At 70.9% G+C, this 14,603-nt stretch carries 11 protein-coding genes; 7 read left to right on the forward strand and 4 right to left on the reverse strand.

Translation table 11 applies throughout. The features are described 5' to 3' along the window. Positions 1-266 precede the first annotated feature (266 nt). On the forward strand, positions 267-1,376 hold the full coding sequence (locus tag OG844_RS42935; RefSeq protein ID WP_406387843.1) for a calcium:proton antiporter: 1,110 nt from the start codon (positions 267-269) through the stop codon (positions 1,374-1,376). Positions 1,377-1,425: 49 nt separating this feature from the next. On the opposite strand, the gene OG844_RS42940 is transcribed toward OG844_RS42935, so the two are convergent. Then, positions 1,426-3,840, reverse strand: coding sequence for a penicillin acylase family protein (locus OG844_RS42940; RefSeq protein WP_406387842.1), 2,415 nt, complete (start codon positions 3,838-3,840; stop codon positions 1,426-1,428). A gap of 151 nt (positions 3,841-3,991) precedes the next feature. On the opposite strand from OG844_RS42940, the gene OG844_RS42945 reads away from it, so the two are divergent. The 3 genes from OG844_RS42945 (at position 3,992) to OG844_RS42955 (ending at position 7,382) form a co-directional block, all read left to right on the forward strand. Next, positions 3,992-5,518 (forward strand): acyl-CoA synthetase, encoded by a 1,527-nt coding sequence (locus OG844_RS42945; RefSeq protein WP_406387841.1) that lies wholly within the window; start codon positions 3,992-3,994, stop codon positions 5,516-5,518. A 263-nt stretch (positions 5,519-5,781) separates the two neighbouring features. Next, positions 5,782-6,336, forward strand: coding sequence for a sortase (locus OG844_RS42950; RefSeq protein WP_406387840.1), 555 nt, complete (start codon positions 5,782-5,784; stop codon positions 6,334-6,336). 149 nt (positions 6,337-6,485) lie between these two features. Further along, complete coding sequence (locus OG844_RS42955) at positions 6,486-7,382, forward strand: class F sortase (RefSeq protein ID WP_406387839.1); 897 nt, start codon at positions 6,486-6,488, stop codon at positions 7,380-7,382. 27 nt (positions 7,383-7,409) lie between these two features. On the opposite strand, the gene paaK is transcribed toward OG844_RS42955, so the two are convergent. After that, a complete protein-coding gene (paaK, locus tag OG844_RS42960; RefSeq protein ID WP_406387838.1) occupies positions 7,410-8,699 on the reverse strand; it encodes a phenylacetate--CoA ligase PaaK in 1,290 nt (429 codons plus the stop codon). Positions 8,700-8,818: 119 nt separating this feature from the next. After that, entirely contained in the window at positions 8,819-9,286 is a 468-nt protein-coding gene (locus OG844_RS42965) for a DUF1348 family protein (RefSeq protein WP_406387837.1), read from the reverse strand. Positions 9,287-9,379: 93 nt separating this feature from the next. Here OG844_RS42965 and OG844_RS42970 point away from each other — a divergent pair, with 93 nt between their 5' ends. Both OG844_RS42970 and OG844_RS42975 read left to right on the forward strand, forming a co-directional pair. Continuing rightward, on the forward strand, positions 9,380-9,940 hold the full coding sequence (locus tag OG844_RS42970; RefSeq protein ID WP_406387836.1) for a TetR/AcrR family transcriptional regulator: 561 nt from the start codon (positions 9,380-9,382) through the stop codon (positions 9,938-9,940). 55 nt (positions 9,941-9,995) lie between these two features. Beyond that, positions 9,996-11,516 (forward strand): alpha/beta fold hydrolase, encoded by a 1,521-nt coding sequence (locus OG844_RS42975; protein WP_406387835.1) that lies wholly within the window; start codon positions 9,996-9,998, stop codon positions 11,514-11,516. A 31-nt stretch (positions 11,517-11,547) separates the two neighbouring features. Here the strand turns inward: OG844_RS42975 and OG844_RS42980 are convergent, their stop codons facing one another. Continuing rightward, the gene (locus tag OG844_RS42980) at positions 11,548-13,182 is read right to left on the reverse strand and encodes an FAD-dependent oxidoreductase (RefSeq protein ID WP_406387834.1); all 1,635 of its coding nucleotides are present in this window, start codon (positions 13,180-13,182) and stop codon (positions 11,548-11,550) included. Positions 13,183-13,438: 256 nt separating this feature from the next. On the opposite strand from OG844_RS42980, the gene OG844_RS42985 reads away from it, so the two are divergent. Further along, entirely contained in the window at positions 13,439-14,560 is a 1,122-nt protein-coding gene (locus OG844_RS42985) for a SchA/CurD-like domain-containing protein (RefSeq protein WP_406387833.1), read from the forward strand. Positions 14,561-14,603: the final 43 nt, after the last annotated feature.

The following is a 14,603-nucleotide window of genomic DNA, read 5'->3' on the forward strand; positions in this document are numbered from 1 at the left end:
TTCCCCTTGAGTGGAAAGCACGTGAGCGAAAGTAACTTTCGAAATCTCGTCCGAGTCTGAAACTTCCTGCCGAAGCAGAGATTACTGTCACCCCTGCCGTCCCGTACGTCTCTGACGGACAGAAGAATCTGACGTGACATCAGGAAACCGCGTGCGTGCGGATCGCGACGCATTGGCGATCGCGAAGACGGCGGAGCCCGCGTTCCCGGCCGGCCCCGGCGCCGTGGCACCGAGCGCTCCCGGGTCGCCTCTGGCAGCCTGTGGCCATGAACGTGAGCACGACGGCCCGGGCCCTGGTCAACCGGTGGACCGTTGCGGTACCGGTGATCGCGGCCGTCGCGCTGGTACTCAGCTGGGGCCGCGAACTGTCCCCGACGGCCGTGGCCGTGGTGGCCCTGTGCCTCGCGGGCGCGGTGCTCGCCGCCGTCCACCACGCCGAGGTGATCGCGCACAGGGTCGGTGAACCCTACGGCTCGCTCGTCCTCGCCGTCGCCGTGACCGTCATCGAAGTGGCCCTGATCGTCACTCTCATGGTCGACGGCGGGCCGAAGACCTCCTCCCTCGCCCGCGACACGGTCTTCGCCGCCGTCATGATCACCTGCAACGGCATCGTCGGCCTCTCCCTCCTGGTCGGGGCCGTACGCACCCGGGTGGCCGTCTTCAACGCCGAGGGCACGGGCGCCGCACTGGCGACAGTGGCGACACTGGCCACCCTGAGCTTGGTCCTGCCCACCTTCACGATCGGAAAGCCCGGCCCCGAGTTCTCCTCCGCCCAGCTCGGCTTCGCCGCCGTGGCCTCGCTCCTCCTGTACGGACTGTTCGTCGCCGTACAGACCGTGCGGCACCGCGAGTACTTCCTGCCGCTCACCCAGGACGGCCGGCCGCGCAAGGCCGAGGACGACCCCGCGCCGCTGCCCGGCCGGGGTGCGACCGTGCTCAGCCTGGTCATGCTCCTGGTGGCCCTCGTCGCGGTCGTCGGCGACTCCAAGGCCGTGTCGCCGACCATCGAGTCGGGTGTCGAGGCCGCCGGGATGCCGCAATCGGTGGTGGGCGTCGTCATCGCGTTGCTGGTTCTTCTGCCCGAGACCCTCGCCGCCGTACGGGCCGCGCGGCGCGAGCGGGTGCAGACCAGCCTCAACCTGGCCCTCGGCTCGGCGATGGCCAGCATCGGCCTCACCATCCCGGCCATCGCGCTCGCCTCGATCTGGCTGGAAGGACCGCTCCACCTCGGCCTCGGCGCCACCCACATGGTGCTGCTCGCCCTGACCGTCGTGGTGGGCGCCCTCACCGTCGTGCCTGGGCGTGCCACCCTGCTCCAGGGCGGGGTGCACCTCGTCATCTTCGCCGCGTTCGTCTTCCTGGCGATCAGCCCCTGACGCGTCCTGCCGGTGCGTCAGGGGCCGATGGGGGCGGACGGAGCGAGGCCTATCGCCTCTCGTGGACCCGCACGACCCGCAGCGCGGGTGAGCGTGCGATGTCCTTCTCGCAGAACCGCGACGTCACCCAGCGCTCGCCCGAGTACAACCGGGTCTGGTCGCTGTAGTGCGGTGACGCCGGGTTCGACGACTGGGAGTACGTGAGCAGGGTCCTGGCCACCGGGCACGGACCGCCGTCCCAGCCGACCACCTGGATGTAGCTGGAACCGGCCGACACCTCCGTGTAGCCGCCGCCCGCCGCATTCCACACGGGTTCGGTCTTGTTCCAGACGCCGAGCGACTCCGTGCCGCCGCCCACCGGGATGCGCTTGCCGTTGCGCACGACGAACTGATGGCTGCCCACAGGAGCGTCCAGCGCGATCCCCGCCGCCCGCAGCTCGGCCACCGAGTCGGCCAGTGCCGCGGCGATCCCGGGCGCCGAGGTGTTCAGGGTGTTCGGGGTGCGGACCGGATCGGCAGCGGAGAACGGCACCTTCCACAGCTTGTCGGCGGGGACCGTCGCGGTTGCCCTGCGCCAGAAGCGGTCGAAGAGCAGGGCTCCGGCGCTGGCGGTGTCCATGGTCCGGTCCCAGCCCTTCAGCACGCCGCACGCCGCCGACACGTCGACCGGCGAACCGTCGGTGCCGGACGCGGTGCCGCCGGGCAGCGCCGAGCATGCCCGCGCCAGATCACCGGCCGTCATGTCACCGGCGGGCGCCCGGTTCGCGAACTGCTGGAGCTGCAGGTCACCGACGGTCAGCCGGCCCTTCTCCGCCATCGCGGACACGTCCTCGATCGCACCGCGGGTACGCATGGAGCGCGGTGTGCCGATGGTGCCGAAGACACGCTCGTAGCCGGTCAGCGGTGTCTGCGCATGGGTCAGCCAGGCACTGTCGTTGGAGTTCTCCACGTACGGGGTGTCCTTGAGCACGGGCATCCTGCCCGGCCCGAAGATGCCGGGCTGGAGCGCGTCCGGGTCGGATCCGAGCGCGCACTCGCTCCTCGACCCGTCGAGCACCGCAAGCCCCGACGAGGGGTACGTGGCCTTGCCCAGCGCGGTGGAGCAGCGCTGGGCAAGGTCGTCGGTGATCCTCGGCAGCACCTGGGACTGGGAGAAGAAGGAGTGCCCCCGGGAGTCGGCCGCGACCGTGTTCACCCATGGCAGGCCCTGGGTGCGGCGCAGCGCCGACTCGATGTCCGCCGTACTGCGAGCCCTGCTGAAACCGAGCGAGGTGTCCGAGGCGCGCAGGTTCGAGGCGTTGGGATCGTTCAGCGCGTACGCGGTCGTCGCCGTCCAGGGCAGCGGCAGCCCCGCCCCCAGTGAGGTGACCACGGGGCCGTAGCGGGTCCACCACTGGCTGCGGGTCACCGGGGCGGCGCCCTTCACGGGAACCGTGACCGTCCGCTTCGTCATCCGCTCGCTCCGGCCGTCCACCAGATAGGCCGTCGGATCGGCGGGATCGAGCGTCAGCTGATGCAGGTTGAGCGTGACCCCCGTGGCGACGGTATGGCTCCAGGCGATGTTCCTGTTGTGGCCGATCGACATCGTGGTCGAGCCGAGCAGGGAACCGCCCGCCACATCGAGCTCGCCGGGAATGGTCTGCTGGGACTGCCAGAACCGGCGCCCGCCCTGCCACGGATAGTGCGGGTTGCCGATCAGCAGCCCGCGCCCACCGGCCGTCGTGGACCCGTTGAAGGCGACGGCGTTGGAACCCATGTCGGCGTTCTGCGTGGACAGCAGCCGCCGCGCGGCGCCGGCTGCCTCCTCGGGCGACACACCCGGGACGGCCGGGACCGAGGACGGCGGCCGCGCGGCCGTGATGCCTTCGATGCCACGGCCCTGGCCGCCGAGCACCGAGATCGCGAAGCCCCGGACGGCCACGTCCAGCGTGGTGACGGGCCGCACCCAGGAGGCGCCCCGGCAGGCCGGATCCGTGATCCGGTTCTGCTTGATCCACGCGTTGTACCCGGCGGCCCAGCCGCGCATGGTCTCCTTGACGTCGTGACTCGGACCGGCCGGCGCCGGGACCTTCAGCAGCTTCTCGACGGTGCCGCTCGCGCGTACCCCGCGGAAGTACAGATCGCTGGAGAGGTTCTTCGTCGCCGAGGACAACGAGCCGTCGGGGGCGGCGTCCTGACCGAAGTACGCCGACCGCTCGCCGCGCACCGTGACGAATCCGTCGGCGAGGACGCACAGCTGGTCGGCGGCCTGGGCCCAGCCGTTGCCGAAGCCCAGATCCGCGTAGTCCTTGGCCACGACGTGCGGGATGCCGTATTCGGTGTACCGGATGACGGCGGACAGTCCGCCGCCCGAAGGGCGGTGCTCGGGCGACGTGCGGGCCGCGGCCGGAGGCAGCGACGCGGCCGCGGTGAACAGGGCGAGTCCGGAGACCGCGACGAGTCTCAGACGGTTACGGAGGGGCAAGGGTCCTCCCAACTGTGCGGGTGGGAAAGGCGGTTGCCCGGTAGTCCCGGACAGCCACGCGCCACTCAGTCAGCCCACCCGTGCACCTGTCAACCGGCTGGTCGGTATCCGGGCCCTTGACCCCCGGCGGCGGGCCGCCCAGGATCACGCCATGACAGGTGTACGCAGCAGCACAGTCGACGGAGTCGTGGCGCGCAGCGCCCGGCGCACCCCCGAGCACATCGCCGTCCGCTACGCCGGGCGGTCCTGGACCTATGCCGCCCTCGACGCGTCGGTGAGCACGGCCGCCGCGGTGCTGACCGGCGCACACGGACTGCGTCCCGGTGACCGGGTCGCCTCCTTCGCCCACAACTCCGATGTCTATCTGATCGCCTACCTGGCCTGCGCCAGGGCGGGGCTGGTCCACGTGCCGGTCAATCAGAACCTCACCGGCGACGACCTGGCGTACATCCTCGAACAGTCCGGCAGCTCCCTCGTCCTCACCGATCCCGACCTGGCTTCGCGCATCCCGGAGGGACACGCCGTACGCGCACTGCGCGACGCACCGGACTCCCTCCTCGGCGAACTGGACACCCGGCGCCCTTTCACTCCCGACCGCGCACCCGGCGCCGACGACCTGGTCCAGCTGCTGTACACCTCGGGCACCACGGACCGGCCCAAGGGCGCGATGATGACGCACGGCGCCCTGGTCCACGAGTACGTCAGCGCCGTCACCGCGCTCGACCTGCGCGCCACCGACCGGCCCGTGCACTCGCTGCCGCTCTACCACTCCGCGCAGATGCACGTGTTCCTGCTGCCGTACCTCGCGGTGGGCGCCGAGAACACCATTCTCGACGCCCCGGACGCGGACCGGATCTTCGACCTGGTCGAGGCAGGGCAGGCGGACAGCCTCTTCGCCCCGCCCACCGTCTGGATCGGCCTCGCCAACCACCCGGACTTCGGCACCCGGGAGCTCGGTGCCCTGCGCAAGGCGTACTACGGTGCCTCGATCATGCCGGTGCCCGTACTGGAACGGCTGCGCGAGCGGCTGCCCGGGCTGGCCTTCTACAACTGCTTCGGGCAGAGCGAGATCGGCCCGCTCGCCACCGTCCTCGGCCCCGACGAGCACGAGGGCCGGATGGAATCGTGCGGGCGGCCTGTGCTCTTCGTCGAGGCGAAGGTGGTGGACGAGCACGGCAAGGACGTGCCTGACGGAACGGCAGGCGAAGTGGTGTACCGCTCCCCGCAACTGTGCCAGGGCTACTGGGACAAGCCTGAGGAGACCGCCGAGGCGTTCCGCGACGGCTGGTTCCACTCCGGCGACCTCGCCGTCCGCGACGCGCAGGGCTACTTCACCGTCGTCGACAGGGTGAAGGACGTCATCAACTCCGGAGGCGTGCTCATCGCCTCACGACAGGTGGAGGATGTCCTCTACACCCATCCGGCAGTGGCCGAGACGGCTGTCGTGGGGCTGCCCGACGAGCGCTGGATCGAGGCCGTCACCGCGATCGTCGTACTGCGTGGCGAGGTCACCGAGCCCGAACTGATCGCGCACGCCCGCGAGAAGCTCCCCCACTTCAAGGCGCCGAAGAGGGTCCTCTTCGTGGACGGGCTGCCGCGCAACGCCAGCGGAAAGATCCTCAAGAGGGAGCTGAGGGACCGGTTTTCCGGCAGCCGGACCCTGGGGCCGGGGGAGTAGGCGGCGGGCGCTCCGGGACGGTCGGGTCACCTGCCGCGCTTAGCCCGTTCGCCGTCCGCCGGCCGGTTCCTCCGCCGTCCCTGCCTCCGCTTCGGTGACCTGCGTAAACGATCACGCAGGGGCGGCCTTCTGCGCCTGGCCGGGTGACGTATGTGGCGACATGTCATGTTGCGGAGGTGACGGACTGTCGGTTGCCTCGGGAGCGGAGCACAGCAGAGGTGCCGCGCAGACAGGCCGGACCCTGCTCCCGTAGGAGGATCCTCATGCGCAACACACGCGTCGGTGCGGGTATCTGTCTGATCGTCGGTGCCCTCGGGCTCTCGGCCCCGGCCGCGGTCGCCGCCGTCGGACCCGCCGCCGAGCCCAGCATCCGCATCAGCCCAGGCAGGGCAACGCCCGGTTCCCAGGTCACGGTCAGTACCCGGGCATGCGGCAAAGAGACCTACGGCAAGGGCACGTCGGAGGTCGGAGGGGCGTTCCACCTCTTCGCGGGTGAACGCAAGGGCACGCTCGTCGGCGTGTTCGAGATTCCGGCGGGGACGGTCGCCCGTACCGACACCGTGATCGTGAAGTGTCCGCCGCGGATCATGATCACCGATACGTACCGGATCGCCGACCGCGTCCAGAGCGGCGGTGGTGCCCAGAACGGCGGTGGTGCCCCGAGCGGCGGGGGCGCTCCGAGCGGCGGTGTCGACGCCGGCTTCGGTGCTCCCACGGACAAGGGCACGCAGCTCGCCGCGGGAAGCGTGCTGCTGGCCGGTGCGCTGGCCGGAGGTGTGGTCAGGATGCGCCGTCGGGCGAGCGCCGTCGAAGCCTGACCGCGGTCGTGTCCGACCGCGGTCGTGTCCGACCGCGGTCGTGTCCCGATGGCGGCCGTGTCCTGTCCGCGGGCCCCGGACGCCGTACCGGCCCGGGGGCCCGCGGGCATCCCCAGTAACTCAACCGCTGCGAAGCAGAGGCACACGAGATGGAAACCGGGCGCAGGTCCAGCACGTCACCGCAGTCGTTCCCCGCGGTCAAGCATCTTGTCTGGGCCCTGGTCGCGGGCACCGCGCTCGTGATCAGCGGAATGCGGGACGACACCCCACCGCAGCCGCCGGCCACACAGGCCGTCGCGGCTCCCGCATTTCCCGCGCCCGTCCGCAGCGCTCCGGCGCCGGCTGCCGCCCCTCCCGCGCGACCGGCGATCTCCCAGGCCTACACGGATCCGGTAGGTGCCACCCGAGCGGTGCCCGCCTACGTGAGCCCCGCCCCCGTGCCACCTGAGCTCGCACCCCGGCCACCCGTACGTCCGGCCCCCCTGCGCCCCCTGCCGGCCACGCCCGCACCGGTGACCACGGCCCCCGTGACTCCCACCCCGTCTCCGAGCCCCAGCGCCCCGGCCGCGCGGCCCACCGTCCACCCGCTCCCGCCGTCGGACCCGGTCCGGCTGCGTATCCCCGCCGCCGGCGTGGACGCCCCGGTGGCCCGGCTGGCCCTCGACGCGGCAGGGGCGCTGCAGCCTCCGCCGGACGACAACCCGGTCCTGGCCGGCTGGTACGCCGACGGCACCGCTCCCGGCGCCGTGGGCACCGCCATCACCGCCGGACACGTGGACACCCGTGTCGGACCCGGCGTCTTCCACCGGCTGGGATCCGTCCGCAAGGGCGCCACGATCGAGGTCATCCGGGCGGACCTGCGCACCGCCGTGTTCACGGTCTACGCCGTCGAGTCCTACGACAAGAAGAACTTCCCGGACAAGAAGGTCTACGGCCCGTCGGCCCGCCCCGAAATCCGGGTGATCACCTGTGGTGGGGGCTTCACGAAGAAGTCGGGGTACCGGAGCAATGTCGTCGTCTTCGCCGCTCTGACGGCGACCCGCTGACCGGCCGGGCCCGCACCGGGCCGTACCTCAGGTGGCGTCCCTGAGGTCGATGATCCGCTTGATCTTTCCGACCGACCGCTCCAGCACCTCCGGATCGACGATCTCGACCCCCACCGTCACCCCGACCCCGTCCTTCACGGCCGCCGCGATCGACCGGGCGGCGGCGGCACGTTCGTCCGTCGTGGCCCCGGCCCGCGCCTCCGCGCGTACCGTCAGCGCGTCCAGGCGGCCCTCGCGGGTCAGTCGCAGCTGGAAGTGCGGAGCCACCCCCGGCGTCCGCAGCACGATCTCCTCGATCTGCGTCGGAAAGAGGTTCACCCCGCGCAGGATCACCATGTCGTCGCTGCGCCCGGTGACCTTCTCCATCCGCCGGAAGGCCCGCGCCGTACCGGGAAGCAGCCGCGTCAGATCACGGGTCCGGTAACGGATCACCGGCATGGCCTCCTTGGTGAGCGAGGTGAACACCAGCTCGCCCTCCTCGCCGTCCGGCAGCACCTCGCCGGTGAACGGATCGACGACCTCCGGATAGAAGTGGTCCTCCCAGATGTGCAGCCCGTCCTTGGTCTCCACGCACTCCTGCGCGACACCCGGGCCCATCACCTCGGACAGCCCGTATATGTCGACCGCGTCGATGGCGAACCGCTCCTCGATCTCGCGGCGCATCTGCTCGGTCCACGGCTCGGCGCCGAAGATGCCGACCTTCAGCGACGTCGTACGGGCATCGACCCCCTGGCGCTCGAACTCGTCCAGCAGGGTCAGCATGTACGAGGGCGTGATCATGATGATCTCGGGACGGAAGTCCTGGATCAGCTGAACCTGGCGGGCCGTCATGCCGCCGGACGCGGGAATGACGGTGCAGCCGAGGCGCTCCGCCCCGTAGTGCGCCCCGAGTCCGCCGGTGAAGAGCCCGTACCCGTAGGCCACATGGACCTTGTGCCCCGGGCGCCCGCCCGCGGCCCTGATCGACCGGGCGACCACGTCCGCCCAGGTGTCCAGATCGCGCTCCGTGTACCCGACCACGGTCGGCCGGCCGGTCGTCCCGCTGGACGCGTGGATGCGCCGTACCCGCTCTTCGGGGACGGCGAACATCCCGAAGGGGTAGTTGTCCCGCAGGTCTGCCTTGACGGTGAACGGGAAACGGGCGAGGTCGGCGAGCGTACGGCAGTCCTCGGGCCGCAGGCCGGCCTTGTCGAAGGCCGCCCGGTAGAAACCGACGTTGTCGTACGCGTGCCGCAGCGTGCCCCGGAGCCGTTCCAGCTGCAGCGCCTCCAGTTCGTCGCGGCCGAGCCGCTCGGCAGCGTCCAGCAGAGCCGTCATGCGGATGATCCTCTCGCCGAAGCAGACGACCGATCGTTCGGTCGATGTCCCTGGGAGTAGTAATTCAGGATGCCGACGCCATGGCAAGAGGGGTGACGTTCCTCGGGAGATGTGCCCGGTCAGAAGCCCAGATCGGTGAGTCCGGGGTGATCGTCGGGCCTGCGGCCCAGCGGCCAGTGACAACGCCGTTCGGACTCCTTGATCGGCACGTCGTTGATGGACGCGTGCCTCACGCGCATGAGGCCGCCGGCGTCGAACTCCCAGTTCTCGTTGCCGAAGGAGCGGTACCACCGCCCCGTGGTGTCGTGCCACTCGTAGGCGAAGCGCACGGCGATCCGGTCGCCGTCATGCGCCCACAGCTCCTTGACGAGCCGGTAGTCCAGCTCCCGGGCCCACTTGCGGGTGAGGAAGGCGACGATCTCCCTGCGGCCGGTGACCCACTCGGAGCGATTGCGCCAGCGCGAATCAGGTGTGTAGGCGAGCGCGACCTTCTCCGGGTCGCGGGTGTTCCAGCCGTCCTCCGCGCGACGGACCTTCTGGACCGCGAATTCCCGTGTGAACGGCGGGACCAGCGGCTCTGCGGTCATGGGATCTCCTTCGACAGAAGGGGAGAACGATCGTTCTCCCCTCGTGCTGCCGTACTGTAGGAGAACGTACGTTCTCACGCAAGGGGAGTCTCGGTGGATCTCGCGCAGGCACGGACCGCGGCATTGGAGGCCGCGGAGCACCTGTTCTACGAGCGGGGCATCCAGGCGGTCGGCATGGACGACATCCGGGCCACCTCGGGCGTTTCGCTCAAGCGCCTGTACGGACTCTTCCCCTCCAAGTCGGCACTCGTCCGCGCCTGCCTGGAAGCCCGGGACACCCGCTGGCGCGCGCGGCTTGCCGCGTACGTCGCCGCACGCCCCGCACCGCGGGACAGGGTCCTCGCCGTGTACGACTGGCTCCACCAGTGGTTCTCCGAGCCGGGCTTCCGCGGCTGCGCCTTCGTCAACGGCTTCGGCGAACTCGGAGCCGTCGACTCCGGTGTCGCCGACATCGCACGCCACCACAAGGACGCATTCCGCACCTACGTCACCGGACTCGTCGTGGCCGCGGGCGGGCCGGAGGAATCCGCTGCCGCGTACGTGCTGCTCGCCGAGGGTGCGATCGTCACCGCGGCCATCTCGGGAACGCCCGATCCCGCACACCAGGCCGGACAGGCGGCCGCCCGGCTCCTCGCGGGCAGCGTGCCCGCCTGATCGCTCTGTGCGTACGCGCCCGCAGCCGCCCGCCTGCCCTGTCTGGATGTCGGGCATGCCGACTTTCCGCACGTACGACGGGACCGAACTGGCCTACCACCTCGTGGGTGACGGCCCTCTGCTGATCTGCCTGCCCGGCGGCCCGATGCGGGCCGCCCGCTACCTCGGGGACCTCGGCGGACTCTCCCGGGTGCGCCGACTGGTCCTCCTCGATCTGCGCGGCACCGGGGACTCCGCAGTCCCGGAGGACCCGTCGACGTACCGCTGCGACCGGATCGTCGACGACGTCGAGGCCCTTCGTACGCACCTCGGCCTCGAACGGATCGATCTGCTGGCCCACTCCGCGTCCGGTAGCCTCGCGGCCCTCTACGCCGCGAAGTACCCGCAGAGACTGCGTACCCTCACCCTCGTCACCCCCAGCACACGTGCCACCGGTATCCCCGTCACCGACGAGGACTGGCGCCAAGCCTCCGAACTGCGCAGCCAGGAGCCCTGGTACGCCGAGGCCAGGGCCGCGCTGGAGGAGGTCTGGGCCGGGCGCGCCACGGCCGGCGTCTGGGCAGCCACACTGCCGTTCACCTACGGGCGATGGGACGCCGGTGCCCGGGCACACGCCGCCGAAGCCGCCGCCCAGACCAATGCCGAGGCGCGGTCGCTCCACTATCCGCAGGACGGCTTGGAGACCGCTGCCGTCGTGGAAGCCCTGCGGGAGCTGGAGGCGCCGGTACTCGTCGTCGCCGGGGAGTACGACGGCGGCCCCAGCCCCGACCGCGCGGCCGAGCTCGCCGCGCTCTTCCCGCACGGCGAGCTCGTCGTCCAACGGGGCGCCGGACACTACCCGTGGATGGACGACCCCGGCTCCTTCGTCCGCACCGTCACCGCCTTCCTCGACCCCGGGGTCAGCAGCGTGTACGCAGGCGGGAACCGGCTCGCCCACCGCACCTGGGGCGATCCCGCGTCCCCGCCCGTCGTGCTCGCCCACGGACGGGGCGGCAACAGCCTGGACTGGACGGGAATCGCCGAACGGCTCGCCGTACGGCACCGGGTGTACGCACTCGACTTCCGGGGCCACGGACTCAGCGACTGGCCCGGCCGCTACTCCTTCGAGTTCTTCCGCGACGACCTGCACGCGTTCCTGGAGGTCCGCAATCTGGCCGGCGCCGTCGTGGTCGGGCACTCGATGGGCGGCGCGGCGGCTCTGATGCTCGCCGAGCAGTACCCGGGGCTGATCGGCGGACTCGTCATCGAGGACGCCCCGCCCATGCTCCCGCTCGACCCGCCCCGCGCACCGGCCGAGCGGCCCGCCGGAGAACTCGGCTTCGACTGGCCGGTGGTGGGCGCCATCGACACCCAGCTGAACGCCCCCGATCCGGCGGTACGGGAGCGCCTGGGCGAGATCACCGCCCCCACGCTCGTGGTCGGCGGATCCCGCAGCCACATCGACCAGGAACAACTGGCGTGGATGGCCCGCCGGATACCCGGCGGGCGGTACGTCCGCGTCGACGCCGGGCATCTCGTGCACCACGACAACCCAGACGCCTTCCTCACCGCCCTGAGGTCGTTCGGTGTCGGGTGAGATGCGGCGGGCGAGGCGCGCCCGCAATCGCTCAGTCGCGGTGGAGCAGCGTCGTCAGCGCCTCGTACAGAGTCGCCTCCGCGTCGGTCACGCCGCCCTCGGACCGCCAGGCCACGAAGCCGTCGGGGCGCACGAGCACCGCACCCTCGGGGCTCGTGCCGTGGGCAGCACTCCAGTCCGCCTCGTTCGCGGGCTGCAGATCGGCACCCGTGCCCGCACCGATCGTGAAGGCGTCCAGGCGGACCTTCAGGCGCTCCGCCGCCCGGACAGCCGCCGCTCGCCATTCCGGGTGGCCCGCGTCGCACAGGAGCACGAACGACCGCTCGTACAGATCCAGGGTCGACAGGCGCACCCCGCCCCGGTCGACCCACAAGTGTGGTGCACGCGTGCCGGGTTCGCCCGTCAGACCCATGCCCTCGGGTACCACCGGCAGGTCGGTGTCCGTGCCCAGCACCGCACCCCGGAGATAGCGGTATCCGAGCGCGACCGTGAGCATGCCGCCCTTGCGCCCGCCGGTCGGACCGGGTGCCCCGGCGTAACCCGGGTGACTGTGCTCCCCCGAACGGGCCGACGCGCGGGCGCTCGTGGCCTTCGCCACCGGCAGGCGCTCCGCCTCGTACGTCCCGAGGAGTCCGGGACCCGCCTCGCCGGAGATCACCGCAGCCAGCTTCCACGCCAGGTTGTGCGCGTCCTGAATACCGGTGTTCGAACCGAACGCACCGGTGGGGGACATCTCGTGGGCCGAGTCACCGGCAAGGAAGACCCTGCCCACCCCGTAACGCTCCGCGACCCGCTCCGCCGCGTGCCACGGTGCCTTGCCCGTGATCTCGACGTCGAGACCGGGCGCTCCGACCGCCCTGCGGATGTGCTCCGCGCACCGCTCGTCGCTGAAGTCCTCCAGCGTCTCGCCCCGGTCCGGCTGCCACGGCGCGTGGAAGACCCACTGCTCCTCGTTGTCCACCGGAAGCAGTGCCCCGTCCGCCTCCGGGTCGGTCAGGTAGCAGACGATGAAGCGCCGGTCGCCCACGACCGAGGCGAGCTGCCGGGACCGGAAGGTGATGCTCACGTTGTGGAACAGATCGCCGGGCCCCGACTGACCGATGCGCAGCTGCTCCCGGATCGGGCTGCGGGGCCCGTCGGCGGCGACGAGGTAGTCCGCCCGCACCGTGGTGTGCTCCCCGGTCTCCCGGTCCTTCACCACAGCGGTCACGCCGTCCGTGTCCTGCTCGAAGGTGAGCAGCTCGCTGGAGAACCGCAGCTCGCTGCCCTGGTCACGGGCATGGGTGACCAGCACGGGCTCCAGGTCGTTCTGGCTGCACAGGCACCAGCCGCTCGGGCTGAACCGGGCGAGACCGCCACCCGGGTCGATCTCCTTGAACAGCCACTCCTGGTCGTCCCCGGTGAGCGACCCCGCCTGGAGGATGCCGTGGTTGTCCTCGAGCACCGAGGCGGCGTCCCGGATCAGCTGCTCGGCACCGGCGGTGCGGAACAGCTCCATGGTGCGGACGTTGTTGCCGCGCCCGCGGGGGTGGGTCGACGTGTTCGCGTGCTTCTCGACGAGCAGGTGGCGGACGCCGAGCCGGCTCAGGAAGAGGGAGGCGGACAGGCCCACCAGGGAGCCGCCCACGATGAGGACTGGTACGCGGAGGTCGGTCTTCTCGTTCATCAGTTGCTCCAGCTCGGACGCGGGACGGATGCAGTGTCCATGCCCTTGTGCCGAGGCTTCGGTCACCGCCTCACCTGAACGGTTCATAAATCTCGCGCCGCCCGTACCAGCGTTCCACGATCAGTCGCGGGAGCGAACTCGCGATGCGGGGCGACAACACGCATCAGCGGGCAGGACCTGCTCCGCTTCCCGAAACCGACGGATGACGAGGGACCACGGGACGTGGCCGCCGATCCGTCTCGAAGGAGAGCGAAAGATGACAACCCTCTCGGAACGCATATCGCAGTCCGCCTTCGACGGTTCGAGGCTCCGGGTCATACTGCTGCTGGACCTGCACGACGGCGCCCAGAACCAGTTCCTCGAGGCGTACGAGCACATGCGGAACCAGGTGGCCTCGATCCCCGGGCACATCAGCGACCAGCTGTGCCAGTCCATCGAGAACCCCTCGCAGTGGCTCATCACCAGCGAGTGGGAGAGCGCCCCGCCCTTCCTCGCCTGGGTGAACAGCGAGGAGCACGTCGCGACGGTGCAGCCGCTGCACAGCTGCGTGCGCGACACCCGCTCCCTCCGCTTCAGCGTGCTGCGCGAGACCGGCGTCGCGTTCGAGCAGCGGACCCCCGATCCGGCCAAGGGCCGCCTCCAGGCCACCCCGCGTCTGGGTGACGGCGTGGTACGCCACGCGCTCACCTTCACGGTGAAGCCGGGAACGGAGGAGATGGTCGCGAAGATCCTCGCCGACTACGACTCCCCGCAGGCACGCGTCGACGAGAACACCCGGCTGTGCCGTACCTCGCTCTTCATGCACGGGAACCGTGTCGTGCGAGCGGTGGAGGTCGAGGGCGACCTGATGGCGGCGCTGCGCCACGTCTCGCGCCAGCCCGAGGTCAGGGCTCTCGAAGAGGCCATCAACCCGTACCTGGAGCAGGACCGCGACCTCAGCGACCCCGACTCCGCACGGATGTTCTTCACCCGGGCCGCACTCCCGACCGTGCACCACGTGAAGGCCGGCCGTCACGCCGCCGCGGACGTCCAGCGGCACGCGCTGTTCTACCAGGCCAAGGAAGGCTGCGGCATGGCGTTGGCCCGGCTGCTCGCAGGCCAGGACGAGGAGGCCGCGGACGACGTCGCCAGCCCCATCGAGAGCAGCACCATCTTCCAGCGCGACGACATCGTGGTGCGGCTCCTCGAAGTGAGCGGCCCGTTCGACGCCCAGCCCGCCCAGGCGCTCGGCATCGGCGGCAACCGCAAGGCGGCCATGCTCGGCCGGCTGCTCGACGGCGGTGCCAACGGCATGCCGACGACCGACCAGGAGGCCGCGCGTTTCCTCGCCCAGGCAGAGATGAGCCTGATCACCGACCGTCGGGCCACCGAGTCCTGAACGGCTTAACCGGCAGCACCGGGTACCGCCCCGGGCTGCCGTC

This window comes from Streptomyces sp. NBC_00887, assembly GCF_045207585.1.